The sequence below is a fragment of the Citrobacter sp. Cpa228 genome (assembly GCF_030333085.1).
Taxonomy (GTDB): domain Bacteria; phylum Pseudomonadota; class Gammaproteobacteria; order Enterobacterales; family Enterobacteriaceae; genus Citrobacter; species Citrobacter pasteurii.
In genome coordinates, this window is record NZ_JAOWGQ010000031.1 from 189,080 (window position 1) to 215,596 (window position 26,517).

The window sequence follows — 26,517 nt, forward strand, 5'->3', positions numbered from 1 at the left end:
GTGAAGGTTATAGAGTTAATATGGGAATATCGGGGGTTTATTCTCGGTAACATTAAAAGAGAATTCCAGTCAAAGTATAGAAACTCCTTGCTTGGGGTAACCTGGAGTGTATTAAATCCACTATCAATGATAGTGGTGTATACAGTTATATTTTCTCAAGTTATGCGGGCAAAATTACCCGGCGTTGATTCACAATATGCTTATAGTATCTATATATGTGCAGGTATTTTGACATGGGGATTGTTCTCAGATCTTGTGCTTAGATCTCAAAATATGTTTTTGGATAACGCCAATCTTATAAAGAAAATTAATTTCCCCAAATTATGCTTGCCTGTTACTGTAATTGGTAGTGCATTAGTCAATTTCTTTATCATATTTTCTTTATTTACGATATTTTTAATTGTAACTAATGATTTTCCTGGGTTTGCCTATTTGGCTCTTATTCCAGTATTAATTGTTATGATAATACTTGCTATGGGAATAGGTATTATTACTGGCGTTTTAAATGTATTTTTTCGCGATGTTGGGCAGTTTTTTGGCATTGTTTTGCAGTTCTGGTTTTGGCTGACGCCAATTATATATCCAGCAACAATTTTGCCTGCAAGTATTCATCCCCTAATGAAAATAAATCCTATGGCTAGCGTGATTGAAGCATGTCAAAAGATTTTGGTGAGTGGAGTTTTCCCAAGTTGGCTTGGATTAATCTACCCACTTAGTCTTGGTATCATACTTTGTTTCATCGGTTTGCATTTGTTTAGAAAACATATTGGTGAAATGGTGGATGAATTATAATGGGTAGCATTACTGTTAAACAATTATATAAAGAATACAAAAGTTACCCAAATAAATGGGGGCGATTAATTGAGTGGTGTGGGTTTACCAAGAAAAAGAGGCACAAAACCAAGTCTGTCCTTAATGATATTAACTTTACAATCGAAGCCGGCGAGTCAGTAGGAATCATTGGCGTAAATGGTGCCGGTAAAAGTACCTTACTAAAGTTAATCACTGGTACTACACAACCTAGCAGTGGTGAAATAAAAGTAAATGGACGCATAGCAGCACTACTAGAGCTAGGTATTGGGTTCCACCCAGATTTTTCAGGTCGCCAGAATGTGTATATGGCTGGTCAACTGCTGGGCTATTCCACTGAAGAAATTGATAGTTTATTTCCTGAGATTGAAGCATTTGCAGAGATTGGAGAATATATTGATCAACCACTGAGGATGTATTCTTCTGGGATGCAAGCCCGTCTTGCATTCTCGGTAGCCACAGCGACAAAACCGGATATACTTATTGTCGATGAAGCTCTATCAGTGGGCGATGTGTATTTTCAGGCGAAATGTTATTCGAGGATTGCGGAGTACAAAAAACAGGGTATGACTCTGTTACTTGTTTCCCATGCTGTAATGGATATCTCCAAGCAATGTGACAGAGCTATCTTTTTAAAAGCAGGCAAAGTTTATGCTGATGGTCCTTCCAGAGAAGTCGTTAATCTATATATGGATGACTTGTTTGGTAAAAAGAAAGAGAATATTGCAAGTAATCAAGATAATGAAAGCAATGTAATTAAAATCAATCAAGATTCAGAAGATCTCTATCATACACACCCTGGATATGTGAAAGAGGAGCATCGCTGGGGGCAAGGTGGTGCAAAAATCATCGATTACCTGACGGTAAGCGGCGGTGTAGAATATCCAACTGTAATCAATACTAATGATAAATTAGATGTTTATGTGAAAGTACTTTTTGAAGACGATTTTGAGCATGTTACTCCGGGGATTTTACTCAAAAGTCTTGAAGGTGTATTTATCTATGGAAGTAATTCATATCTTTCCACAAAAGGGAAAATATTACCTACTGGGAAGTCTGGTCATATTGTAGTTTATAAATTCAGTATGAACTTATGCTTAAATGAAGGTGCCTACCTACTCTCGTTAGGACTTTCGTCTGGGGACCCGACAAAAACAACAGATCCTATCGATAGAAGATACGATTCTATATTATTAAAAGTTACAAACCATGTCCATATGTGGGGATTGGTTGATATGCAGGCTGATTTTGAGCAAATCGAGGAATTTATTTAATGACATATAAAGAACAATCAATTTCAGAACTGGTAAAGCAATTACCAGAGGTTTATCAGCCAATTTTCAAGCACTCTGAATTTAATGCGCAAGCATCGCGAACTCATGCCTGCTTCGATAGATTAGAAACTATAACATCGTTTTATGACTATATATCCAAGGATAAAGGGCGCCCTTTAAAAGTACTCGATTTAGGCTGTGCGCAAGGATTCTTTAGTCTGAACTTAGCTGCTCGAGGAGCTAGTGTTACAGCTGTAGATTACAGCCAGCCAAATATTAATGTCTGCAATAAATTAGCAGATGAGAACAATGGTCTTGATATCGAGTTCTTGCTGGGTAGCATCGAAACAATTATTCGGGAAAGAGTCAAAGAACAAGAATATGACCTTGTTCTTGGGTTAAGCGTATTCCATCATTTAGTTTATGAGCATGGGGCTGATTATGTTTTCGGACTTTTTGAAGAGTTGTCCAGTAAAGTTGAAACTGGCATTTTCGAGTTTGCGTTAAATTCCGAACCATTGTATTGGGCAGACGCTCAACCAGAAGAACCTCGTCAACTGATTGAGAGTTACACCTTTAATCATAATTTATCGATGCATGGTACACATTTATCGATAGTAGAGCGTCCTTTATATTTCGCCAGTAATAAATACTGGAGCGTTGATGGAAACTTCGGTGTTATTGAGCACGCAATGCGTAGATCACACCAGTTGGATAATTATTATCACGGGGACAAACGGCGTTACTATTTCTCAGATAACAAAATCATCAAGATTTTCTTAAAAGACGCTACCAATTGTAATTTTAATGAGCTAAAGAATGAATCAGTTTTCCTTGAAAGAAAAATCGAAGGGTTTCGTTCTTCAGATTTGCTCTGCTATGGTAGTAATGAGAGTGAGTCATGGTTAGTTAGAACTTTAACACCAGGTCGTCTGTTATTAGATATTATTATGGCAGGTGATGAATACGATGATGAGAAGATTGTTGCAGATATTCTTGAACAGATAATTCTTCTTGAGGAAAATGGTTTATATCATAACGATCTTCGCTCCTGGAATATTTTATTGGGAGATGATGGGAAGGTTCATCTAATCGATTATGGTTCTATCTCTAATCGAATTTCTGATGGTGATGATCTCTATGGACAAATACTGTCATTCTTTGCTCTTATTAAAGAAATAGCGCATCATAGAATTCGGGAACAAGGGAGTCAGCGGCCACCGTTTATATCTCCTCATGATTTCCCAGAAAAATACAAAAAATGGATCGCTAAGGTGTGGCTTCTGCCAAGTCATCAATGGAATTTTAAGAATATATATGCAGCTTTCCTTGATCAGAATGAGGCCAATGAAGATATCCCAGTCTCAGCCATTCTGGAAAGCTATATGTCATCAGCACTAAATCATATGAATTGGCAAATTAAGCTTATCCAGAATAGAATTGATACTTGTGACAGTAACTCATCTATTCATAATCATGAACTGGATGGGAAACTTTCAGCTAAAATCGATAATCTTAGTGAGAAAATTGATGATACTAACAATCGTATCGCTGGAATAATAGATAAGAATAATATTGAAAACCAATTACGCAACGAGCTTAATTTAGTTTATGCTAGTACTTCCTGGAAAATAACTTATCCTGTGAGGCTGCTATCAAGATTAGTAAGAAAAGTGTTACGGTTCCGTGGGTGATTTCAGGAGAAAATCATGTTGCAAAAGATAAGTAAAGACATAATTTCTGCTGCGCGAATCTTTTTCGAAAATCGTCCACTGCTGAAACAACGTGTTGTGCGTTTTTTGAATCGCTATCCAAAATTAAAAAGTAGAATCAAAAGAGGGATGCAAGAAAGCTACAATAATACCTCCTCATTAGATTTATTTGTAAATGGTTCCGTATCTGAAGATAACTGTAAAATAATAGAGCAAGAAGGTTCTTTATCTATTAAGAAAAAAGGTATCCATGAAGATAAGAAATCAGTACTTGAATCATGGTTCTACTAATCAATGGCTGTGGAAATAATGAAAAAAATACTTGCGCTTAACTTCTTCCCGGCATTCGTTCCGATCTCTAATGGTGGTGAGTCCAAACTTTATAATTTTTATAAAGCATTGAGCAAGTATCATCATGTAACATTGCTAACCTCTACTCATCCGGGAGTCAAAGAAGAAAAAATATATCATACGGCGACATTCGTTGAGCGACGAATCCCGAAGGATAAATATTTTGATCAATGCTGGCAAAATTTAGAAAGCTATACTTCGGATGGCCACGGTGATCTGTCTGCTCCTGCTATTGCCGCTAGTGCACAGTATCCAACAACTATGTTGGCAGCATATCTTAGTGAATATGAATCTGCCGATATAATAATTCATGATTTCCCATTCACCGTTGATTTTGACATTTTTCTGGGTATAGATTGTAAGCCAAGAATTTATAATTCGCATAATTGCGAGACTGAATTATATCAGACTCTTCATCCATCAGAGAAATCGCAACCTATAGTTGACCTGGTTTCTAAAGCTGAAAAGAAATTACTGAATAACGCTGACCTGATACTTTATTGCGGTGAAAGTGATTATGAATCATTTAAAAAGATCGCGCCTCAAAAAGAATCTGTAATGTTTTATTCTCCGAATGGTATGGTCGATAACCATCGAGTAATACCCCGGAGAACAACAAAAGTTAAGCATTCAGCCGTTTTTGTTGGTAGCGCCCATTTACCGAATGTAAACGCTGCAATCTATATTGCTAAAGAAATCGCTCCTAAATGTCCTAATATTATATTCGATATTATTGGTAATTGTTTACCAGTAGGTGAGTACGTAAAAAATGTTGTTAGACATGGCCGCGTTACTGACGAAGAGAAAGTTCGGTTATTTGAAAACGCGAGCATTGCATTAAATCCCATGGAGTCAGGCAGCGGTTCTAATATTAAAGCACTAGACTACTTCGCCTATGCTTTACCTATCTTGTCTACTCCTTTTGGCATGCGCGGATTTAATACTGAGTCTGGTAAGAATGTGATTGAAGGGGCGTTGGAAGATTTCCCTGATCTTTTGAAGCAACATCTTTCAGATAGTGATTTTGCAAACACAGTTGAGATAGGTCTTGCAGGGAAATTATTTGCTAGCGAAAATTATACGTGGGACGTTATCGTTGCAAATATCCTGCCTGAGCTAGATAGGCTTGAGAAACAATCAAGTAATTACACATTAGTTCTTAATGACTATAATTCATTTTTAAATGTCGGTGGTGGCGCAACTCGGACCAGAGGGATCTATCAAGCTGTTAATGATATATCCTCTGTTGTTTTCATTTGCTTCTCAGACGATGAGAAGTTGTCTGTGGAAAAGTATAATGAAAAAACATATGTAATTTGCGTCCCTAAATCACCAGAACATCGTAAGCAAGTTGATGAATTAAACGCACAATTTCATGTGTCCTGCGATGATATAATTGCTAGCGCGCATTGTGCTAAGAATGATTTATTAGTAGCTGTTTATAATATCTTGAAAGTATCTGCACGATTTATAATTGTCGAGCATCCATATATGGCACCGGTGCCGATTACTTATCGTGATCGTTTTATCTATTCTTCGCAGAATGACGAAACAATTCTTAAAAAATCTCTACTAGAATGGCATCCCAAGAAGGATTATTTGATTGATTTAGTTACATCCGTTGAGAAAAAAGCGGTTGAATGTTCAGCGGCAACAATTGCAGTATCGGATGATGATGCTTATAGTCTTTTAGTCGGGAAAAAGACAGCGGGACCCATGATCGTTGTCCGTAATGGAGCACAGCTACCGTCCCCAATTACTAATGATATTAGTCAGCAAGTAGCACAGAGAATTATAAAAAAATCGGCAGTATTTCTTGGATCCGCGCATATGCCAAATGTGGATGCTGCCAATTTTTTATTAAAAAATATAGCGCCTAAATGTCCAGATGTTCAGTTTAATATTGTTGGGTCAGTTTGCAACTCTATCAACGTCAATCCGGGGAAAAATGTTATTCTGTGGGGGGTCGTAGATGAAGAAGCCAAGTCCGCTATCCTTCAAAACTGTCTTTTTGCAGTGAACCCTGTGACTTCAGGTAGCGGATCTAATATTAAGTTGGCAGACTTCTTCGCGAATGGTCTGTTTGTCGTCAGCTCAAAATTTGGTTTACGTGGCTATCCGAGTCATCTTCACAAACATATCGCACTGACGGAACCTGAAACATTTTCAGATGTGATAAATGCTTTATCTATTTCAGATGGTGTTTTCACTGATGAAATGAGAGCAGAGCGTAAAGATATATTCCGTGCTGAACTTTCTATGGTGGGAATCGCGAAGAAATTCGTGGATTTATTATTAAGCATGGAAAAACCAAAACGCAAGGTACTGTTTGTTACATATCGCTATACTCATCCTGAATTAGGTGGGGCAGAGTCAAATTTGAAGCGTTTTTTGAAAGCGCTTGGTGACACACAAGAATTCGAAATTGATGTCGTGACTACAGAGGTCAGTCGAACAACTAATCATGCACGTTTCATGGAACGTTACGAATTTGATGCCGAGATTGGTGCACCAATTGAAATGTCTAATCTCCGTTTTGCTCGCTTTCCTGTTGATGATAGTTCGAGTTCAGCATTAAGTAATGCAACGAGTCTAGCGTGGCGTGTGCAGCCTGCATTTGAGAAGGCTATTGTTCAACAAACCGATAAATTATCATTAGATGGGCTCGCATGGGGATGGGCTGATTTAGAGGGTGAAGTTTCTAGCCACTATCGCTGGAGCTACTCTTCTTGTGCAGTCAATGTGGCAAAAGCAAGTAAAGTAAAACTGACAGGGTATATCCCCGAAAAATCATTAATTACATTGCAGTCTCCTGATGGGGGTATTTACCTTAGTCAGGAAATCGAGCATAACTTTACGCTTGAATTGGAAGTTGATGCGGGTATATTCGAGATCTTTACATCTAGCCGATTTATGGGGGGGCAGGATCCTCGACCATTAGGTTTTATGCTTACTGAGTTAATTATTGATAGTGCACCACTCGATCTGACACGACCAACTCTGGCAAGTTCTCAAAGCATCTCGCCAGACAAAGTGTTTGATGTTCTGTCTACGGCTGCAGAGAAAACACGTTTTCCATTAGGTGTCAACCTGACAGATATCAGAGGTCCGCACTCTTCGTCGATGGAACATTATATTGCTACTAACATTGGTAAGTACGATTTGGTAGTAACGCACAACATTGTTTTCAAACCAGCGGTATTTGCTCTTGACCTGGCGAAACAGCATAATGTGCCTTCATTATTGATACCGCACGCGCATCTGGATGATGACTATTACCATTTCCCAGATTTAATTCATGCTGCACGAAATGCAACAAAAGTCCTCGCTGTACCTAAAGCTGCAAATGCATTCTATGTTGAGAAAGGGTGCTGCTCTGAATATCTTCCGGCCGGTGCCGATACTGATGAAGAGTTCCTTGAGAGCGATCGCCATGAGTTTGAAAGCGTGTACGGCAGTGATGATGAATTCGTTCTGGTCCTGGGGCGTAAATCCGGAGCTAAGGGTTATCGTTCAGTAATCCAGGCTGTTGAATCTATTAACCAGTCTGGTAAAAAACTTCGATTAGTAATGATTGGTCCAGATGATGACGGATTGATGATCACATCCCCACACGTTTCTTATTTGGGGAGGCAGCCGCGTTCAGTGGTGCGTGGTGCATTGATGTCTTGTCTGGCTCTGGTAAATATGAGTTCAAGCGAAAGCTTTGGTATAGTGTTGCTCGAAGCCTGGCTGGCCAGAAAACCGGTGATAGCCAATAAATCTTGTGTGGCTTTTCATGATATGGCTGTTGATCAAGAAAATGCCCTGATGGTGGGTCACGAAGAGCTACAGGATGCTTTGGTGCGCTTAAGAAACGAGCCGGCTTTGTGCGAGCGCCTGGGGAGTAATGGTTTTGAAACAGCTCAAAAATTTAGCTGGAAAGTGGTTGAAAACGACTTTGTGAATATTTGTCGTAAAGTAGTTCGATAAGACTTCTCTTTACATTGTTACATTGTCACTAATTATTAATAAGAGATTGATAGATTATTATGAATATAGCGATTGTTACTGGTATTACGGGTCAGGATGGTGCTTATCTGGCAGAACTGCTGCTTGGTAAAGGGTATAAAGTATACGGAACATACCGACGTACCAGCTCTGTCAATTTCTGGCGTATTGAAGAGTTGGGCATTGCACAGCACCCGAACTTGACTTTGGTTGAATACGATCTGACTGACCTGTCTGCTAGTATCCGCTTGCTGCAGCAAACTGAAGCTACTGAGATATATAACTTAGCTGCGCAGAGCTTCGTCGGTGTATCTTTCGAACAACCGATTACTACAGCAGAAATTACCGGTCTCGGCCCTGTAAATCTTCTGGAAGCTATTCGTATCGTTAATCCTAAAATTCGCTTTTATCAGGCATCGACGTCAGAAATGTTTGGTCTGGTGCAGGCTGTTCCGCAGAAAGAGGATACTCCGTTCTATCCGCGCAGCCCATATGGCGTAGCTAAACTGTATGCTCACTGGATGACCGTGAACTACCGTGAGAGCTATAATATTTTTGCATCAAGCGGAATCCTGTTTAACCACGAATCACCATTACGTGGTCAGGAATTTGTAACGCGTAAAATCACTGATTCTGTTGCAAAAATTAAGCTTGGTAAACTTGACGTTCTTGAACTCGGCAATATGGACGCTAAGCGTGACTGGGGTTATGCCAAAGAGTATGTAGAAGGAATGTGGCGTATTCTGCAGGCAGAAAAACCAGATACCTTCGTGCTGGCAACTAACCGCACAGAGACTGTGCGCGACTTCGTCAGCATGGCTTTCAAAGCTGCTGGGTATACGCTGCGTTTTGAGGGTAAAGATGAACAAGAAGTGGGTATTGATACCGCAACTGGAAAAACGTTGGTCCGTGTAAATCCGAAATTCTTCCGTCCTGCTGAAGTTGACTTGCTGATTGGTAACCCCGCTCGTGCCAAAGAAATTCTGGGTTGGGAGCCAAAAACTTCGCTGGAGCAGTTGTGCCAGTTGATGGTTGAGGCTGATTTACGTCGTAACCAGCAAGGATTTTCTTTCTGATGTTCGGCGCCGGCAAACATGCCCTGGTAACAGGGATTAATGGATTTACCGGCCGCTATGTGGCAGCGGAATTATCCGCTGCCGGATATCGGGTATTTGGTATTGGCGCAATGCCTTTTGATGGACCTGATTATTATCAGGTTGATCTAATGGACACTGCGAAGTTGCAGGATATTGTTGAGCTTATACAACCAAACGTTGTTATTCATTTGGCCGCTATCGCTTACGTCGGGCATGGTGATGCCGATGCTTTCTACAATGTTAATTTGCTTGGTACGCGTAATTTATTGCAGGCTTTGAGTGCGTGTAGTTCAACCCTTGATGGTGTGCTTCTCGCCAGTAGTGCTAACATTTATGGAAATGGTACCGCCGGGCAACTGAGTGAATCTGCGGCAGCAAATCCAGCGAACGATTATGCCGTTAGCAAGTTGGCCATGGAGTATATGTCTCGATTGTGGATGGATAAACTACCCGTATTCATTACGAGGCCATTTAACTATACAGGTGTTGGTCAGGCGGAAAACTTCCTTCTGCCAAAGATAGTTAAACACTTTAAATCAAAATCACCGACGATCGAGTTAGGTAACATTGATGTTTGGCGTGATTTTACAGATGTTCGTGCACTAAGCCATGCTTATGTCAAGTTATTACAGGCGAAACCAATTGGCGAAGTTATTAACATCTGCTCTGGCCGCACATATTCACTGAGAAAAGTCATTGAACTTTGTGAAAAAATAACCGGACACCATCTGACCATCCAGATTAATCCTGAATTTGTCCGCGCAAATGAAGTTAAGACACTTAGTGGGGATCCATCTAAACTACAATCATTTATTCCAGATTGGAATGTCCCACCACTCGAAGATACCCTGCGCTGGATGTTGGAAAACGAGCAATGAAAGTCATATTTGGAACTGATGCAATAAAATACCCATTAACGGGTATCGGTCGCTATGCATTTGAGTTGGCTAAATGTTTATCTGATGCTCCAGAAATATCCGAATTGCTTTTTTTAAATGGGCATCGACTTACTCAGCAAATGCCCGTGGCTAAAGAAAATAGCTCTTCAACAGAGGGGCTTAAAAGTTTAATAAAAAAGAGTCGACTGGCTTCGGAAGTATATAGGCTTACAGCACCGTGGTTGAAGACTAATGTCTTGAGAAATCATAAGGATGCGATTTATCATGGGCCGAATTTTTATCTGCCACCGAAGGTAGAGCGCTGTGTTGTCACGTTTCATGATCTTTCTGTTTTTACTTTGCCGCAATGCCATCCTCCTGAGAGAGTTAGGTATATGCGTAAAGAGCTTTTACAAACGGTAAAGCGAGCATCAGTATTTATTACAGACTCTGATTTCACCAGATTGGAACTGATTAATTATTTTAATATTTCTGAAAGTAGGGTATTTACTGCAAAGTTAGCATGTAGTGATGAATTCAAGCCCCGCCGTGAAGAAGATATAACTTCTGTTCTCGGAAAATACGAACTTACCTTTAAAAAATATTCCCTATTTACTGGCTCGATTGAGCCGAGAAAGAATATTGCGACATTGCTTGATGCCTACGAACGTCTGCCACTATCACTGAGAAAGCAGACTCCTCTTGTTATTAGCGGATTCAAAGGCTGGAACAGTGATACTTTACATCGTCGATTTGAACAAGGTAAACGAGAAGGGTGGCTGCGCTACCTGGGATTTACACCGTCAAGCGATTTACCTGCACTCTATGCAGGTGCTGTTAGTTTTTTATTTCCATCAGTCTATGAGGGATTTGGGCTACCAGTATTGGAGGCAATGGCATCTGGGACTCCGGTTGTTTGTTCAAACAGCTCTTCACTTCCTGAGGTTGCAGGTAGCAGTGCTTTAATGTGTGATGCTATGGATGTTGAGACACTTACGTCTTTAATTATGAAGAGTCTTACTGATACGGAATGGCAGGATAATGCCACTAAAAGTGGATTATCACATGTTAACCAATTTTCATGGAAACGATGTGCAACTGAAACGGTTGCTGCATATAAACAGGTGAAGTAAGATTAATGTTGAAAGTACTGCATTTTTATAAGACATACTATCCAGATACTTTTGGTGGCATCGAGCAAGTTATCTACCAGCTAAGTGAGTCTGGAGCTGAATATGATGTTGAATCAACCGTACTTTCTCTAAGTAAACGCGGGGATATTGATAATCAAAAAATTGGTAAGCAGCGTGTCTTCTACGCAAAAACTAATTTTGAAATAGCCTCAACACCATTCTCTCTATCTTGCATTAAAAAATTTAAAGAATTAGCAAAGCAAGCAGACATCATCCATTACCATTATCCATTTCCCTTTATGGATATGCTGCATTTTTTATGTCGAATCAATAAACCAACAATTGTCAGTTATCATTCTGATATTGTTAAGCAGAAGTTTTTTTCTCGGCTATATTCGCCACTAATGAATCATTTTCTCAAATCAGTTGATTGTATTGTTGCTGCTTCGCCAAACTATGTAAAAACTAGTATTGTATTGCAGAAGTTTGAATCCAAGGTAAAAGTCATACCTTATGGTTTAAATGAGAAATCTTATCCAGGTATTAGTAACGAAAAACTCAAATTTTGGCAAGACAGGTTTGACGGAGGTTTTTTCCTGTTCATTGGTGCATTTCGTTATTATAAAGGGTTACACACTCTTCTGGAAGCAGCACACACTACTTCGTTACCCGTAGTTATTGTTGGTGGCGGAGGGATCGAAAGTGATATAAAAGCTAAAGCAGAAGAACTTAATCTTACTAATGTGCATTTTGTTGGCTCATTACCCGATGAAGACAAGGCTGCACTACTAAAGCTATGTACTGCTATTGTTTTTCCTTCACATCTTAGATCGGAAGCCTTTGGTATTACTTTACTTGAAGGTGCTATGTATGGAAAGCCGCTAATCTCATGTGAAATAGGTACAGGTACAAGCTTTATTAATCTTGATGGCTACTCTGGTTTTGTTATTCCACCTAACGACCCCGTGAGATTAAGGCAGGTAATGCAAGAACTATACTCGAATCCTGAATTGGCTAAACGATACGGCTCAAATGCATATGCCAGATTTAAAGATGTATTTACATCGGAAAAAATGCTAACTGACTATAGCGCTGTCTATAGAGAGTTGTATACCGTTGATAAAAAAAATCATTCATAACTATTCTCATAAAATATTTTAAATTTCTAAGGTTGAATAATGGTCAATAGGTTTAGTTCTCTATTGTTTATTGGATTGTCTATTGTTCTACTTGTTATCGGATTAACAAGTAAGCCAGTACAACTTGGCGATGGACATGAGTATTCACTCACAACAAAAGCATTTTTAAATAATCTATCACCAAACATTACTGCGAGTGAGGTTACAGACAGACTAAATGATATTAAGAGTTTCGAGTCAGCAGGGTATATTCCAGAATACTTTGAAAAAATTAGAACAGGGTTAGAAAATAGTGAAAATAATGCGGGCGCTGTAGGTATATATAAATCTAAAACTAATGAATACTATGGATACCACTTTTGGTTCTATCCACTATTGACTGCTGTTACTGAAAAAACAATATCAATATTAGATATTAATCCTCTTAAATCCTTTCAATTAACGAATGTAATACTTCTAATATGCACTTTATTCGTTTTGATGAATAATGAAAAAAGTAATCCCGTTGCGCAATTACTTTTCTTATCTGGTGGAGTCATATTCTATCTTAAATGGTCGCATCCAGAAGTAATGATATATTCGCTGTTGTTTCTTGCATTTTATTTTTTAATGAAATGCAAACCGTTAACCTCTGCATTTTTTATATCATTAGCGTCAATTCAAGTTGTATCTTTATCACTATTGTTCATCGTTATACCCATTTATCTTACTTTGGTAAGTCATAAGAATATAGTTTCGGTTATATTTAATTTATTAAGGAAATGGCAGATATGGATTTGTGGACTTATTTCTATAAGTTCAATTATATTTTACTACATAAAGTTTAGCCAGTTTAGTTTGATAGGAAGTCAGGCTAGCAGTATTTCAAATATTAACTTTGGACATTTCATTTCATACTACTTTGACTTAGACCAGGGTCTATGGGTTGGAGCCCCATGGTTAGTGATTTTTGTTATTTTTCTATGTTTTCGATTTGATAAAATCATTATTCGAGATTTCTTGTTTAGCCTTTTATTTTCAGTTGTAATTTGTATACCGCTGTTAGCAAATAACAATATGAACTCAGGGCAGAATGTCTTTCAACGATATGCCTTGTATTCTATTGCGCCTATTATTGCATGGTCTTGCGCTTACTCTTCTGTAATTTTGAATACAATATATAAGAAAGTAATAATTATACTATTAGCGTTCATGTATATAATATTTAGCAATGGATATGAAACGGATGCGAATTATTTGGCTCATAAGCCGTGGACAGCATATCTGCTAGAAAATTATCCTGAAATGTATAACCCAGAACCTCAGATATTTATATTGAGAACATTTCCTTATAATATGTGGTCCGGAAAAGGGCAAGGCTCTTATGCTTATGAAAACCAAGATGGTATAGTCACCAAAATAATATTTAGGGATAAAAATGAGCATGCGCTTAGTGATAGTTGTAAAGCGGGATATAAAGATTTAAGGACTCATCAGCCTATTAATATTGATAAAGCATCTGCACCCAAATACGGATGGCGCTATATTACAGGGGCGATGTATTGCGATGACTTTGCACCAGTGTACAAAGGTGTTAAATATTTTCAAGAAGCATCTAATGTCATTGACTTCAGAAAAAATGGTCTTCCCAATTTTGTGATTGGACTCTCCGGTCTAAGTCATGAAGAAGGTTGGGGACGTTGGAGTGAAGGAAGTAATGTTAAATTAAATTTAGATCTTAAGTTAAATAAAGAAACTACTTTCTATGCAGAGCTTTTTCCCTTCGGGCCTAATGCAGGTGAGCCTATTGTTTTAACTATAAATAATGAATCACATGTAATGGAGCCAGTTGAAGGTAAGGGAAATGTATTTTATGCAAAATTTGACTCCATTGACGAAAAACAAAATACAGCTATCACTGTCAATGTTTCGAAACCAACGTCTCCAGCAGAATTAGGTGTCAGTTCTGATAAAAGGAAAATTGGGCTGGGATTGATTCAGTTTTATTGGCAGTAAAGTTAGTTAAATATAATTTTGACAAATCATTAGAGGATAGGATCTAGCAGATCCTATCCTTTTTTTATGCTTACTTTCTTATGAATGAATCGTATGCTTCACTCATTGCCACGATATCAGACTTTGTTGGCGACCACCCAAGAGTTTCATATGTAAGCGTTGTGTCAAGTAAAACATCTTTATCGGCTATACCAAACTGCTCGGGGTACAGTAGGGTTAATCCTATCTTGTCCATTGTGGCTAAAACTGGTTTCAATAGCATGGCAGGGATAGGCAATAGTATAGACTTAGATTTTGCATGTTTAATCACACCATTGAGTAACTCTTTTGTAGTTGGTGGCGTTGCAGAGCCTAAGTTAAAATTTATGTTTGGACAATTTTTTTCAACGGCGAGTTCTGCTGCTAGAGCGCAATCCTCGACACTCACCATTTGATAACGATTATTTCCGTTACCAATCATTGGGACGGGTATTCCATGTTGAATGAGTTTAAATAATTTACCCAGTATACCTAAACGACCCGGACCAGTGATTAAGCGAGGGCGAAATATAGTTGCATCAATAAAATGTTCACCACGGATGATTTTCTCGGCTAATATTTTACTATTACCATAAGGCCCGAGGGGATTTTGTGGATGATCTGGCGACACAGGACAGACGGTAGGGATGCCGTAAGTCATATCGGTTGAAAAGAATACGAGTTTATGGCAGCCAGTATTTTTCATTTCATTCACTACAGCTTTTGTCCCGCATACGTTCACTTCATTAAACCATTCTTCACGGGATTTTTTGGGGACAGCATCGGCAAATTGTCTTGCAGCAAGATGATAAACAACATCATCTTCTTTTAAATGCAATTTTTTTAATGTATCGCTATCTGTTACATCACCATTGACAAAATGAACATTTTTTCGTAGTGCCACATTGGGTTGCTCACGGATATCGATATTGACAACTTCTTGCCCTTTTTCAAGTAATCGTTTAGTGAGAACACTTCCTGTAAAACCACTTCCGCCAGTAATAATATGACGCATTATGCACTCCTAGAGATAAATACAATTCCGACGCAAATTAGAGATAAGCCAATGAGTCTCATTGTGTTTATGTCTTCTTTCAGGAAAAAATAGCCAATTACTGCAGTAATAACATATCCAACCGATAGTAGAGGATATGCCAGGCTAACCTCAACTTTGCCAAGAACTGCCATCCACAAACCAATGCTGAGTACATAACAACTCATACCAGCAATAAACCATGGATTTATGAGAAGTTGAATTGCAAAACCTAAATAGCCTGCAATAGCATCTGGAAGCGGTGCTATAGTGAGCATCGTCTTACGCAGGGCCACTTGGGCAAGGGCATTTAGGGATACACTTGTTAATGCAAGTAGTAAAACAAGTAAACTCATAATTCATCACACCTCAGTAATAGCTTGCAATTATAAAGCTTAAGATAGCAGCAGCACCTAATAAAATACTTGTCCTATCCTTGATCGCGAAAATTACAGGATCATCCGTTAATACTTTCCTATGGCTAAGGAACCATATTCTCATTACCCAAAGAAATACGCATATTGGTTCAAGCAATAGCCATTCAGGAGCACTATAATTTATCTGCACCATTGCTTCCTGAGTCAGGAAAAGCAGCATGATTAAAATTGAACAGATCGCGCTACTTACACCAAAGGCTAAGGTTAATGGCCAGTCTTGATGAGTGTAACCGCGACCACCAATTTTGTTAGTCATTGTTTGATCAGATTTGAGAATCTCAACATGCCGTTTTGCCAGAGCCAGCGAGAAAAATAGCAAGGCAGAGAATGAATTCAACCATGGAGATAGGGGAAGATCATTCAACACCGACCCCATGATTATTCTTAATGTAAAAAGAGCGCCGATGATTGAAACATCTAACATTGGAACTCTTTTTAGTTTGAATGAGTAGCAAAGCGTTAACATTACATAAATTAAAATACAGTATGTTAAACCTATTGATATATTTATTGATATTATTCCGCCGATTAAGAATAGTATCAACGCACCAATGAGCCCTTGAAATGTGGAAATATTACCAGATGCAAGAGGTCTGTTTCTTTTTGTCTTATGTCGACGATCGGCTTCAAGGTCTGCAAGATCGTTAATAATATAGGTTGCGGAGGCAATTAAACCAAATGCGACAAATGCCAATGTGGTTTTTGCAATAACGTTCGCATCATTTGCGATATGTGCCAGAAATATAGGGATAAAAACCAGTATATTTTTAGCCCACTGATGTAATCTCAGTTGTTTTATCCATTGTTTGAAAATACTCATCTTGGCATCTTCAAAAGCAAGGCATGGGATTTCACTTTTTATATCTTTCTTAAATTTATTCCCATTTCCTACAAGAATAACACCTTTAGACTCGTTCCAGATTATAATATCAGCTTTATGGTCACCTGCATAAATAAAACCCTGCGGGAATCTATCTTTTAACCATGCTAATTTATTGACTCCTTTCAAATTCAATTGGTTATCTGAGCCTTTTACACCATCAAAGATCCCCAGATACTCATTTATAGAGTCTGCAATTTTTTGGTTAGAGGCTGTAACAAGATGGATTTCTCTTCCTTTGCGTTTTTCTGTTTTTAAATAATCTATTAGATTATGTCTGTAACAGAATGAGTCTGCATTTTGCGTTACAGTTTCTGTAACGAGACGTTTAAAAGATGTTTTTCCATCAAATAAGGCTTTAGTTAAGCCAATTATTTTAATTGGTTTTTTGAATAATATTGACACAATGCCTTCATGCAGTGTGTCAGTTTTAGACAGAGTGCCGTCTAAATCAACAACAAGAGGCACATTTATGTCGATAGCATCAAATGGCTTGGTGGACATTTACATTCCTTGGCTAAGCAGAATCTACATCGATTCTCAATCGAGAAGTATCGAAAACATTATTAACTGATTATTTTATACAAACTTAGTTATATTTTAAAGAAAAAGATAGTCCCTAAGCCAGAGTTTACCCAACAGTGCTTGTTGAGATCAGGTTATGGCTTCGATGCAGGGTTTTGCGATAGTATGTTAGAAATTATGCGAGTAATGCATCTGCTCGTTAGATCACCTGACAGGAGTACATAATGTCTAAGCAACAAATCGGCGTCGTTGGTATGGCTGTGATGGGGCGCAACCTGGCGCTCAACATCGAAAGCCGTGGTTACACCGTGTCCGTTTTCAACCGCTCACGTGAAAAAACGGAAGAGGTTATCGCCGAGAATCCGGGGAAAAAACTGGTTCCTTACTATACGGTAAAAGAGTTTGTTGAATCCCTTGAAACACCTCGTCGTATCCTGTTAATGGTGAAAGCGGGTGCTGGCACTGATGCTGCTATCGACTCCCTGAAACCTTATCTGGATAAAGGTGACATCATCATTGATGGCGGTAATACGTTCTTCCAGGACACTATCCGTCGTAACCGTGAGCTCTCCGCTGAAGGTTTTAACTTCATCGGAACCGGCGTCTCTGGTGGTGAAGAAGGTGCGCTGAAAGGCCCATCCATCATGCCGGGTGGCCAGAAAGAAGCTTATGAACTGGTAGCGCCAATCCTGACTAAAATCGCAGCGGTTGCTGAAGATGGTGAGCCGTGTGTGACGTATATTGGTGCCGACGGTGCAGGCCACTACGTGAAGATGGTGCACAACGGAATTGAATATGGTGACATGCAGCTGATTGCCGAAGCCTATTCATTGTTGAAAGGGGGTCTGAACCTGAGCAATGAAGAACTGGCCAGCACCTTTACCGAGTGGAATAACGGTGAGCTGAGCAGCTATCTGATCGACATCACCAAAGATATCTTCACCAAAAAAGATGAAGATGGTAAATATTTGGTGGATTTCATTCTGGATGAAGCGGCGAACAAAGGTACCGGTAAATGGACCAGCCAAAGCTCTCTGGATCTTGGTGAACCGCTGTCTCTGATCACTGAATCTGTGTTTGCGCGTTACATCTCCTCGCTGAAAGATCAGCGTGTCGCTGCCTCTAAAGTCCTGTCTGGACCTAAAGCTCAGCTTGCGGGTGATAAGGCAGAATTTATTGAGAAAGTACGTCGTGCACTGTACCTCGGTAAGATCGTTTCTTATGCTCAGGGCTTCTCACAGCTGCGTGCCGCATCCGACGAGCATAACTGGGATCTGAATTACGGCGAGATTGCAAAAATCTTCCGTGCGGGCTGTATTATTCGCGCGCAATTCCTGCAGAAAATCACCGATGCCTACGCTAAAAATCCTGGCATCGCGAACCTGCTGCTCGACCCGTACTTCAAGAACATTGCCGATGAATATCAACAGGCACTGCGTGATGTCGTAGCGTATGCCGTGCAGAATGGTATCCCGGTACCGACATTCTCTGCTGCTGTTGCTTATTACGACAGCTATCGTGCAGAAGTATTGCCCGCTAACCTGATTCAGGCCCAGCGTGATTACTTCGGTGCGCATACCTACAAACGTACTGATAAAGAAGGTGTTTTCCATACCGAATGGATGGAATAAGTCTTCTGATAGTCACTGGCCCGGTTCTCTAACCGGGCTTTTTTTTATCTTAAATCTGATTGATTTACGTTGATTGCTTAATCTTTACTTAATATTTCTGGCGTACCCTGATCAAGAAAATCTGAATTGTTTTAACCTTCGTTGACACAATATTCGACAAAACGTTAAAACATTATTCTCTTATCAGGATGTACGACATCATGATTAAATATTAAGTTAATACTGAGAGCATGAAATGAAAATTACCATTTCTGGTACCGGATATGTTGGCCTGTCAAATGGTCTTCTTATCGCCCAACATCATCAGGTCATTGCTCTGGACATTGTCCCTTCACGTGTCGAGATGCTAAATAATCGGATATCTCCGATAGTCGATAAAGAAATTGAACAGTATCTACAATCAAGCGATATAAATTTCAAAGCCACGCTGGACAAGTACGACGCCTACCAGAATGCAGATTTTGTTATTATTGCAACGCCGACAGATTACGACCCGAAAACAAATTATTTTGATACCTCCAGCGTTGAATCAGTTATCAAAGATGTGATTGCAATAAATCCTGATGCGCTCATGGTGATTAAATCAACGGTGCCTGTTGGTTTTACGCAGACTATGCGACAGAAGTTTAACTCGGATAATATTATCTTTTCTCCTGAGTTCCTGCGCGAAGGAAAGGCACTGTATGATAACTTATACCCATCACGAATTGTCATCGGTGAACGGTCTGCTCGTGCTGAACGTTTTGCTGCCTTGTTACAGGAAGGGGCAATAAAGCAGGATATCCCGGTGCTGTTCACTGATTCTACTGAAGCTGAAGCCATTAAGCTTTTTGCAAATACCTATCTGGCAATGCGTGTTGCCTATTTTAACGAACTTGATAGCTATGCAGAAAGCCTGGGGCTTAATGCACGACAGATCATCGAAGGGGTTTGTCTGGACCCGCGTATTGGTAACCATTACAACAACCCTTCATTCGGTTATGGTGGATATTGTCTGCCAAAAGACACGAAGCAATTACTCGCCAACTATCAATCTGTACCTAATAATATTATTTCAGCCATCGTTGATGCTAACCGCACACGAAAAGATTTTATTGCTGATGCTATTCTTTCGCGTAAACCCAAAGTTGTCGGTATCTATCGCCTGATTATGAAAAGCGGCTCGGATAATTTCAGGGCATCGTCTATTCAGGGCATCATGAAACGCATTAAAGCGAAAGGTATCCCGGTCATAATTTATGAACCGGTAATAGCAGAAGAGAGTTTCTTCCATTCACGGGTTGAGCGTGATCTGGCTAAATTTAAACGTGAGGCCGATGTGATTATCTCTAACCGCATGGCAGAAGAACTGCAGGATGTCGCTGATAAAGTGTATACCCGCGATTTATTCGGTAACGATTAAACGCTCGGCGAAATAATGATACCGGCATCATGCCGGTATCAGTCTATTATTGATGACGTTTGCGTAAATTCTCAATCACCGTCGTCAGATCGAGATCCTGGTCCTGCAGCAGAACCAGCAGGTGATACATCAGATCCGATGCCTCATTGGTCAACTCGAAACGGTCATGCACGGTCGCGGCCAATGCTGTCTCAACACCTTCTTCTCCAACTTTCTGGGCAATCCGCTTCGTACCGCTGGCGTACAATTTTGCGGTATAGGAGCTGGCGGGATCTGCCGTTTTGCGCTCAGCCAGCAATTGCTCCAGTTGATACAGGAACAGCCATTGGTGGCTGGACTCACCAAAACAGCTGCTGGTGCCTTTGTGACAGGTTGGCCCAATAGGGTTAACCAGCACCAGCAGAGTGTCGTTGTCGCAGTCAGGTGCAATGCTCACGACGTTCAGGAAGTGACCGGATGTTTCTCCTTTGGTCCACAGGCGCTGTTTAGTACGCGAGAAAAAGGTCACTTTCCCGCTTTCGATCGTTTTATCCAGCGCTTCCGGGTTCATATACCCGAGCATCAGTACTTCACCGGAAACCGCATGCTGCACGATGACCGGCATCATCCCATCGGTTTTTTCCCAGTCCAGCTCGCGGCATTGTTGCTTGGTTAACATATCCTGATCTCCACGCCCTGTGTTGCCAGGTACGCTTTTAATTCGCCAATATTGATAATTTGCTTGTGGAAGACCGAGGCGGCAAGCGCGCCATCGACATCCGCATCCCTGAAGGCTTCGAGAAAGTGCTCCATCGTTCCGGCACCGCCTGAGGCGATCAGCGGAACGTGGCAAACTTCGCGCACTTTTTTCAATTGCTCAAGATCGTAGCCGTTACGCACGCCGTCCTGGTTCATCATATTAAGAACGATTTCACCGGCGCCCAGTTTTTGCACCTCTGTTACCCAGTCGATCGTTTCCCACTGTGTAACGCGCGTACGGTTTTCATCTCCGGTGTACTGATTGACGTGATACTTCCCGGTTTGTGCATCATGCCAGGTGTCGATACCCACCACGATGCACTGCACGCCAAAGCGATCCGCCAGGCGGGTGATCAACGTTGGGTCAGCCAGAGCCGGGGAGTTGATAGAAATTTTATCTGCGCCGAAAGACAATATCTTTGCGGCATCCTCTGGTGATTTAATCCCACCGGCGACACAGAACGGAATGTCGATCACTTCTGCCACGCGTGATACCCAGCTTTTGTCTACCACACGACCATCGCTCGATGCGGTGATATCGTAAAAAACCAGCTCATCTGCGCCTTCATCGGCATAGCGTTTCGCCAGCGGGACGATATCGCCAATAATCTCGTGATTGCGGAATTGAACACCTTTGACAACCTGCCCGTCACGAACATCAAGGCAAGGGATTATGCGTTTTGCCAGCATTGGATGGCCTCCTCAACGGTGAATTTACCTTCCAGCAAAGCACGACCCACAATGACGCCGCCAACGCCGGTTCCGCGCAGGGCGGCGACATCTTCAATCCCACCAATCCCGCCGGATGACTGAAATGCCACCTGGGGGTATTTCGCACACACTTCTTCGTACAGTGCAACGTTTGAGCCAGCCAGCGTGCCGTCGCGGGAGATATCGGTGCACAGCACGTGCTTCAGACCGACGGGTAAATAGGCCTCAACCAGTTCTTCCAGTGAAACCCCGGAATCTTCCTGCCAGCCGCTGACCGCAACCTGTTTATTCCCGTGCTCGTCAATCCGTACATCCAGCGCCAGAACCAGCGCGTCGGCACCAAAACGGGCAAACCAGTTCCTGACGACTTCGGGAGATTTTACCGCCGTCGAACCCACCACTACGCGCGCGACGCCAGCGTTAAGCAGCGCCTCAACATCTGCTTCGGTACGTACGCCACCCCCTACCTGCACCGGTACGTTTACGCCAGCCACCAGTGTTTTAATCAGCGGTATTTGCCGTTTCTGCGGATCTTTTGCCCCGGTCAGATCCACAAGGTGCAACACCTTTGCGCCTTGTGCTGCATAGCTTTGTAAACGGGGCAGGGGATCGTTACCGTAATCACGCTGCGTTGCGTAATCGCCCTGATGAAGACGCACAACCGTGCCGTCGATTAAATCTAATGCCGGAATAATCATTACATCTCCAGAAAGTTTTTCAGCAACTTCGCGCCAGCAGCACCTGAACGCTCCGGGTGGAACTGCACGCCAAAGAAATTATCTTTTTGTACCGCTGCGGTGAAGGGCTCACCGTAATTGCATTGCGCAATAGTCCATGGGTTCACCGGCATGGCGTAGCTGTGTACAAAATAGAAATACGCCCCATCCTCAATGCCCTGGAAAAGGCGGTTTCCGGCCTGTGGATAGACACGGTTCCAGCCCATATGCGGCAACGGCAGACCAAAATCGGTCATTTTGGGTACGTCTTGATCAATAATCCCCAGCAGGGAGACACCGTTACTTTCTTCACTGCGTCGACCAAGCAGCTGCATACCTAAGCAAATCCCCAGTACAGGCTGTGTGCATGCTTTGATCAGTTCAATCAGCTCACGCTCGTGTAGCTGATCCATTGCCGCCTGGGCGGTACCGACGCCCGGCAGAAACAGTTTATCGGCGCGCAGCACAACATCCGCATCGCGGCTAACTACCGGATCGTAGCCGTGGCGTGCGACGGCGGATTTCACCGAGTTCAGGTTGGCACAGCCGGTGTCGAGGATCACCACGTTCATCACAGCACCCCTTTTGAAGAAGGAAGCGTGTCGCCTTCTACGCGAATAGCCTGGCGCAGCGTGCGGCCAAAGGCTTTGAACAGACTTTCCACGCGGTGGTGGTCATTTTTACCTTTGGTTTTAAGGTGTAACGTGACGCCCATGGTGTAAGAGAGCGAACGGAAGAAGTGTTCGATCATCTCCGTACTCAGATCGCCGACGCGCTGGTAGGTAAACTCAGCCCGGTACTCCAGGTGTGGACGCCCGGAGATATCCAGGGCGCAGCGTGCCAGGCACTCATCCATCGGCAGCACAAAACCAAAACGGTTGATGCCTCGTTTATCGCCCAACGCCAGTTTTAAGGCTTCACCCAGTGCCAGTCCGGTATCCTCAACGGTGTGGTGATCGTCAATATACAGATCGCCTTTGACGGCTATCTCCATACGAAAACCGCCGTGGGTCGAGATTTGATCCAGCATGTGGTCAAAGAAGCCGACGCCGGTATTAATTTTGCTGCGGCCTTCACGGTCCAGCCAGACTTTAACGTCAATCTGTGTTTCTTTGGTATTACGCTCAACGTGCGCGTAACGATCCCGTTTGGTTAGCTGCTCACCGATCATTGCCCAGTTAAGCGTGTCGCGGTGATAGCGTAACCCGGCGATACCCATGTTTTCCGCCAGTTGAATGTCGGTTGCGCGATCGCCGATCACGTAGCTGTTCTCGGTATCCAGCGCCTGTTCAATCAGGTATTGCTCGACCAGCTTCACTTTGGGTTTACGACAGTCACACTCGTCTGCCGGCAGGTGCGGACAGATCAGTACTTCATCAAATATGACCCCCTGCGAGGTGAAAACTTGCATCATCAGGTTGTGTGGACCGTCAAAATCCGCCTGCGGGAAGCTCTGTGTTCCCAGTCCATCCTGGTTGGTGATCATCACCAGCTTAAAGCCTGCCTTTTGTAGTTTTAGCAAGACCGGGACAACCTCCGGCTCAAAGGCAAGCTTGTCGAAGCGATCAACCTGAAAGTCACTGGGCGGCTCGGAAATCAGGGTTCCATCACGGTCAATAAAAAGATACTTCTGGCTCATACTTGCTCCGCACGTAAGGCGTCAATGACGCGCTGGCTCTCTTCGCGGGTTCCGACAGTAATACGCAGGCAGCCGCTCAATGAAGGTTGTTTGTTCTGGTCTCGTAAGATAATGCCCTGATCCCACAAAGATTTAAATACGCTGCTTGATGCTGTGAAGCGCGCCAGAACATAGTTGGTTTCAGAGTCGAAAACCTGTTCTACGCAGCGGATGGTTTTCAGGCTATCAACCAGGTACTGACGCTCTTGCAGAATCTGCGCCACGCGCTCGCGCATGGCGGAAATGCCTTGCGGCGTTAGTGCCTGAGCGGCGATATCTGCCACCGGTGTAGAGAGCGGGTAAGGAGCGATCACTTTCAACAACAGGTTGATGACGTCTTCATTAGCTAGCGTAAATCCGCAGCGCAAACCGGCAAGGGCAAACGCCTTAGACAGGGTGCGCAGTACCACCAGATTTGGGTATTCCGATAGCCAGCCCGCCAGTGTGGCCTGCGGGCAAAACTCGATATACGCTTCATCGGCAACCACGATGGCTTTACCCTGCGTCATGTCGAGCAGTGAACGCAGATCCTGCGGGTTAATTAACTGGCCCGTCGGGTTATTGGGGCTGCAAACGTAAACCACTTTCACGCCATCAAGCTTGTCAGCGATGCCCTGTAAATCCAGTTGCCAGTCGGCAAGTGTCGGTACTGTACGGCATTCAACGCCAATGGTTTCCGCACTGACGCTATACATGCCATAGGTCGGCGGGCAGTAGAGAATCGCATCTTTACCCGGCTCGCAAAAAGCACGTACCAGCAACTCGATACCTTCATCAGCACCGCGGCTGACCAGTACCTGCGCCGGCTTAACGCCTGCATACTGTGCGTAGTTCTCGATCACTGCCTTCGGCTGACACTCCGGATAACGGTTCAGTGTTTGCTGAGTTAGCTGGAATTCAACGGCGGTAGGGAACTCATTGGCATTGAGCCAGACGTCGCCATTTCCGCCCAGACGACGAGCAGACTGATACGGTGTTAGCTCACGGACATTTTTACGGGCTAAATCAGTAACGCTGAGAATGTTGTCAGTGCTCATGCTTGCTCCTTCAGGGCGTTAACGCGCAGGGTAACGGCATTTTTGTGGGCTGTCAGTCGTTCTGCTGCGGCCAGCGTTTCGATGGTTGCGGCCAGGGCAGAGAAACCTTGCGGCGATAATTCCTGTACGGTCATCCGCTTCTGGAAATCGGCCAGTCCAAGACTTGAGCAGGTTGCGGTATAGCCGTAGGTAGGCAGCACGTGGTTAGTCCCGGAGGCATAGTCACCGGCAGATTCCGGTGACCAGTCACCGAGAAAGACAGAGCCCGCACTGGTGATGCCATCGACAAGTTCGCGAGCATTGCGGGTCTGAATGATCAGGTGCTCCGGACCGTACGCATTAGAAATTGCTACGCATTGCGCAAGGGAGCGGGTGACAATCAGACGACTGGCGCTTAACGCCTGCCGCGCGGTTTCAGCGCGTGGCAGCGCGGCAAGCTGGCGTTCTACTGCTTCAGCAACCCGGCTGGCCATACCTGCATCCGGCGTCAGCAGGATCACTTGGGAATCGGGGCCGTGTTCGGCCTGCGAGAGTAAGTCAGAGGCAACGAAATCCGGCGTGGAGCCGCTGTCGGCAATCACCAGCACTTCAGACGGACCTGCTGGCATATCGATGGCGGCGCCGTCCAGACGCTGACTCACCTGACGTTTGGCTTCGGTCACAAAGGCATTACCGGGGCCAAAAATTTTGTCCACTTTCGGCACGGATTCACTGCCAAATGCCAGCGCGGCAATAGCTTGTGCGCCCCCAACGTTAAACACATCCTGTACGCCGCAGAGCTGCGCAGCATACAGAATTTCATCGGCGATAGGTGGGGGAGAGCACAACACCACTTTTTTACAGCCTGCAATGCGGGCCGGGGTGGCGAGCATTAACACTGTTGAGAAGAGCGGCGCGGAGCCTCCGGGAATGTACAGTCCAACAGAATTTACCGGGCGGGTAACTTGCTGGCAGCGTACACCGGGCTGCGTCTCAATATCGACTACCGGCAGTTGTTGCGCGTTATGAAACGTTTCGATGTTTTTCACGGCGACTGCCATGGCCTGTTTCAGGTCATTGCCAAGACGTGCGCCGGCGGCGGCAATCTCTTCAGCGCTGACTTTCAGCGCACTCACGTTAGTTTTATCAAACTTTGCGCTGTATTCACGTAGCGCTGCGTCACCGCGCGACTTTACGTTATACAGAATTTCGCTCACGGTACGGGTGATGCTATCTGACGCCGAGATTGCCGGGCGCATCAGTAATTCACTTTGCTGCTCTTCAGTACAGCTATTCCAGTCGATAATGGTATTAAAGCTCATAATCGTCTTCCTTTTTTTGCCGGATGGCTCG

General features: G+C 42.8%; 22 protein-coding genes. 12 read left to right on the plus strand and 10 right to left on the minus strand.

Annotated elements, in window-relative coordinates; translation table 11 throughout:
* From OGX91_RS02035 to OGX91_RS02080, 10 genes are read left to right on the plus strand one after another with little or no spacing between them, the layout of a single operon-like run.
* Entirely contained in the window at positions 1–792 is a 792-nt protein-coding gene (locus OGX91_RS02035; protein WP_005122439.1) for an ABC transporter permease, read from the plus strand.
* Positions 792–2,084, plus strand: a complete 1,293-nt coding sequence (locus tag OGX91_RS02040; RefSeq protein ID WP_199947534.1) for an ABC transporter ATP-binding protein — start codon at positions 792–794, stop codon at positions 2,082–2,084. Before OGX91_RS02035 ends, OGX91_RS02040 begins: the two co-directional genes overlap by 1 nt.
* Positions 2,084–3,778, plus strand: coding sequence for a methyltransferase domain-containing protein (locus OGX91_RS02045; protein ID WP_199947533.1), 1,695 nt, complete (start codon positions 2,084–2,086; stop codon positions 3,776–3,778). Before OGX91_RS02040 ends, OGX91_RS02045 begins: the two co-directional genes overlap by 1 nt.
* Before the next feature lie 15 nt (positions 3,779–3,793).
* A complete protein-coding gene (locus OGX91_RS02050) occupies positions 3,794–4,087 on the plus strand; it encodes a hypothetical protein (RefSeq protein WP_005122434.1) in 294 nt (97 codons plus the stop codon).
* A gap of 18 nt (positions 4,088–4,105) precedes the next feature.
* Positions 4,106–8,119 carry a glycosyltransferase gene (locus OGX91_RS02055; protein ID WP_199947532.1) on the plus strand — a complete coding sequence of 1,338 codons (4,014 nt, stop codon included), beginning with the start codon at positions 4,106–4,108 and terminating at the stop codon, positions 8,117–8,119.
* A 59-nt stretch (positions 8,120–8,178) separates the two neighbouring features.
* Complete coding sequence (gene gmd / locus OGX91_RS02060) at positions 8,179–9,213, plus strand: GDP-mannose 4,6-dehydratase (protein ID WP_005122429.1); 1,035 nt, start codon at positions 8,179–8,181, stop codon at positions 9,211–9,213.
* Entirely contained in the window at positions 9,213–10,112 is a 900-nt protein-coding gene (locus OGX91_RS02065) for a GDP-mannose 4,6-dehydratase (protein WP_199947531.1), read from the plus strand. The genes gmd and OGX91_RS02065 overlap by 1 nt, the downstream gene beginning before the upstream one ends.
* Positions 10,109–11,245: a glycosyltransferase family 4 protein gene (locus tag OGX91_RS02070; protein WP_199947530.1), complete on the plus strand. Its 1,137-nt coding sequence runs from the start codon at positions 10,109–10,111 to the stop codon at positions 11,243–11,245. Before OGX91_RS02065 ends, OGX91_RS02070 begins: the two co-directional genes overlap by 4 nt.
* A 5-nt stretch (positions 11,246–11,250) precedes the next feature.
* Positions 11,251–12,384 carry a glycosyltransferase family 4 protein gene (locus OGX91_RS02075; protein WP_199947529.1) on the plus strand — a complete coding sequence of 378 codons (1,134 nt, stop codon included), beginning with the start codon at positions 11,251–11,253 and terminating at the stop codon, positions 12,382–12,384.
* 39 nt (positions 12,385–12,423) lie between these two features.
* The gene (locus OGX91_RS02080; protein ID WP_199947528.1) at positions 12,424–14,379 is read left to right on the plus strand and encodes a DUF7024 domain-containing protein; all 1,956 of its coding nucleotides are present in this window, start codon (positions 12,424–12,426) and stop codon (positions 14,377–14,379) included.
* Positions 14,380–14,449: 70 nt separating this feature from the next.
* Here OGX91_RS02080 and OGX91_RS02085 read toward each other — a convergent pair whose 3' ends face one another.
* The 3 genes from OGX91_RS02085 to OGX91_RS02095 are packed head-to-tail and all read right to left on the minus strand — an operon-like array spanning position 14,450 to position 17,251.
* Positions 14,450–15,412: an NAD-dependent epimerase/dehydratase family protein gene (locus tag OGX91_RS02085; protein WP_116360231.1), complete on the minus strand. Its 963-nt coding sequence runs from the start codon at positions 15,410–15,412 to the stop codon at positions 14,450–14,452.
* Positions 15,412–15,786: an SMR family transporter gene (locus OGX91_RS02090; RefSeq protein WP_199947527.1), complete on the minus strand. Its 375-nt coding sequence runs from the start codon at positions 15,784–15,786 to the stop codon at positions 15,412–15,414. Before OGX91_RS02090 ends, OGX91_RS02085 begins: the two co-directional genes overlap by 1 nt.
* A gap of 13 nt (positions 15,787–15,799) precedes the next feature.
* A complete protein-coding gene (locus OGX91_RS02095; RefSeq protein WP_005128099.1) occupies positions 15,800–17,251 on the minus strand; it encodes a UbiA family prenyltransferase in 1,452 nt (483 codons plus the stop codon).
* 245 nt (positions 17,252–17,496) lie between these two features.
* Here OGX91_RS02095 and gnd point away from each other — a divergent pair, with 245 nt between their 5' ends.
* A complete protein-coding gene (gene gnd / locus OGX91_RS02100) occupies positions 17,497–18,903 on the plus strand; it encodes an NADP-dependent phosphogluconate dehydrogenase (protein WP_040231903.1) in 1,407 nt (468 codons plus the stop codon).
* A 235-nt stretch (positions 18,904–19,138) separates the two neighbouring features.
* Positions 19,139–20,305, plus strand: coding sequence for a UDP-glucose 6-dehydrogenase (gene ugd / locus OGX91_RS02105; protein WP_005128091.1), 1,167 nt, complete (start codon positions 19,139–19,141; stop codon positions 20,303–20,305).
* A gap of 46 nt (positions 20,306–20,351) precedes the next feature.
* Here ugd and hisIE read toward each other — a convergent pair whose 3' ends face one another.
* From hisIE to hisD, 7 genes are read right to left on the minus strand one after another with little or no spacing between them, the layout of a single operon-like run.
* Positions 20,352–20,963, minus strand: coding sequence for a bifunctional phosphoribosyl-AMP cyclohydrolase/phosphoribosyl-ATP diphosphatase HisIE (hisIE, locus tag OGX91_RS02110; RefSeq protein ID WP_040231906.1), 612 nt, complete (start codon positions 20,961–20,963; stop codon positions 20,352–20,354).
* Positions 20,957–21,733 (minus strand): imidazole glycerol phosphate synthase subunit HisF, encoded by a 777-nt coding sequence (gene hisF / locus OGX91_RS02115; protein ID WP_040231909.1) that lies wholly within the window; start codon positions 21,731–21,733, stop codon positions 20,957–20,959. The genes hisIE and hisF overlap by 7 nt, the downstream gene beginning before the upstream one ends.
* Positions 21,715–22,452 carry a 1-(5-phosphoribosyl)-5-[(5-phosphoribosylamino)methylideneamino]imidazole-4-carboxamide isomerase gene (hisA, locus tag OGX91_RS02120; protein WP_005128084.1) on the minus strand — a complete coding sequence of 246 codons (738 nt, stop codon included), beginning with the start codon at positions 22,450–22,452 and terminating at the stop codon, positions 21,715–21,717. The genes hisF and hisA overlap by 19 nt, the downstream gene beginning before the upstream one ends.
* On the minus strand, positions 22,452–23,042 hold the full coding sequence (gene hisH / locus OGX91_RS02125; RefSeq protein WP_005128083.1) for an imidazole glycerol phosphate synthase subunit HisH: 591 nt from the start codon (positions 23,040–23,042) through the stop codon (positions 22,452–22,454). The genes hisA and hisH overlap by 1 nt, the downstream gene beginning before the upstream one ends.
* Positions 23,042–24,109: a bifunctional histidinol-phosphatase/imidazoleglycerol-phosphate dehydratase HisB gene (hisB, locus tag OGX91_RS02130; protein ID WP_149691678.1), complete on the minus strand. Its 1,068-nt coding sequence runs from the start codon at positions 24,107–24,109 to the stop codon at positions 23,042–23,044. The genes hisH and hisB overlap by 1 nt, the downstream gene beginning before the upstream one ends.
* Complete coding sequence (gene hisC / locus OGX91_RS02135) at positions 24,106–25,185, minus strand: histidinol-phosphate transaminase (RefSeq protein ID WP_005128081.1); 1,080 nt, start codon at positions 25,183–25,185, stop codon at positions 24,106–24,108. The genes hisB and hisC overlap by 4 nt, the downstream gene beginning before the upstream one ends.
* Positions 25,182–26,486, minus strand: coding sequence for a histidinol dehydrogenase (gene hisD, locus OGX91_RS02140; RefSeq protein ID WP_286625328.1), 1,305 nt, complete (start codon positions 26,484–26,486; stop codon positions 25,182–25,184). The genes hisC and hisD overlap by 4 nt, the downstream gene beginning before the upstream one ends.
* Positions 26,487–26,517 lie beyond the last annotated feature (31 nt).

Bases quoted from the DNA above. Each gene is read 5' to 3' on its own strand.
- OGX91_RS02040 (WP_199947534.1), top strand. From the start codon at position 792: ATGGGTAGCATTACTGTTAAACAATTATATAAAGAATACAAAAGTTAC.
- OGX91_RS02045 (WP_199947533.1), top strand. From the start codon at position 2,084: ATGACATATAAAGAACAATCAATTTCAGAACTGGTAAAGCAATTACCA.
- OGX91_RS02050 (WP_005122434.1), top strand. From the start codon at position 3,794: ATGTTGCAAAAGATAAGTAAAGACATAATTTCTGCTGCGCGAATCTTT.
- OGX91_RS02055 (WP_199947532.1), top strand. From the start codon at position 4,106: ATGAAAAAAATACTTGCGCTTAACTTCTTCCCGGCATTCGTTCCGATC.
- gmd (WP_005122429.1), top strand. From the start codon at position 8,179: ATGAATATAGCGATTGTTACTGGTATTACGGGTCAGGATGGTGCTTAT.
- OGX91_RS02065 (WP_199947531.1), top strand. From the start codon at position 9,213: ATGTTCGGCGCCGGCAAACATGCCCTGGTAACAGGGATTAATGGATTT.
- OGX91_RS02070 (WP_199947530.1), top strand. From the start codon at position 10,109: ATGAAAGTCATATTTGGAACTGATGCAATAAAATACCCATTAACGGGT.
- OGX91_RS02075 (WP_199947529.1), top strand. From the start codon at position 11,251: ATGTTGAAAGTACTGCATTTTTATAAGACATACTATCCAGATACTTTT.
- OGX91_RS02080 (WP_199947528.1), top strand. From the start codon at position 12,424: ATGGTCAATAGGTTTAGTTCTCTATTGTTTATTGGATTGTCTATTGTT.
- OGX91_RS02085 (WP_116360231.1), bottom strand. From the start codon at position 15,412: ATGCGTCATATTATTACTGGCGGAAGTGGTTTTACAGGAAGTGTTCTC.
- OGX91_RS02090 (WP_199947527.1), bottom strand. From the start codon at position 15,786: ATGAGTTTACTTGTTTTACTACTTGCATTAACAAGTGTATCCCTAAAT.
- OGX91_RS02095 (WP_005128099.1), bottom strand. From the start codon at position 17,251: ATGTCCACCAAGCCATTTGATGCTATCGACATAAATGTGCCTCTTGTT.
- gnd (WP_040231903.1), top strand. From the start codon at position 17,497: ATGTCTAAGCAACAAATCGGCGTCGTTGGTATGGCTGTGATGGGGCGC.
- ugd (WP_005128091.1), top strand. From the start codon at position 19,139: ATGAAAATTACCATTTCTGGTACCGGATATGTTGGCCTGTCAAATGGT.
- hisIE (WP_040231906.1), bottom strand. From the start codon at position 20,963: ATGTTAACCAAGCAACAATGCCGCGAGCTGGACTGGGAAAAAACCGAT.
- hisF (WP_040231909.1), bottom strand. From the start codon at position 21,733: ATGCTGGCAAAACGCATAATCCCTTGCCTTGATGTTCGTGACGGGCAG.
- hisA (WP_005128084.1), bottom strand. From the start codon at position 22,452: ATGATTATTCCGGCATTAGATTTAATCGACGGCACGGTTGTGCGTCTT.
- hisH (WP_005128083.1), bottom strand. From the start codon at position 23,042: ATGAACGTGGTGATCCTCGACACCGGCTGTGCCAACCTGAACTCGGTG.
- hisB (WP_149691678.1), bottom strand. From the start codon at position 24,109: ATGAGCCAGAAGTATCTTTTTATTGACCGTGATGGAACCCTGATTTCC.
- hisC (WP_005128081.1), bottom strand. From the start codon at position 25,185: ATGAGCACTGACAACATTCTCAGCGTTACTGATTTAGCCCGTAAAAAT.
- hisD (WP_286625328.1), bottom strand. From the start codon at position 26,486: ATGAGCTTTAATACCATTATCGACTGGAATAGCTGTACTGAAGAGCAG.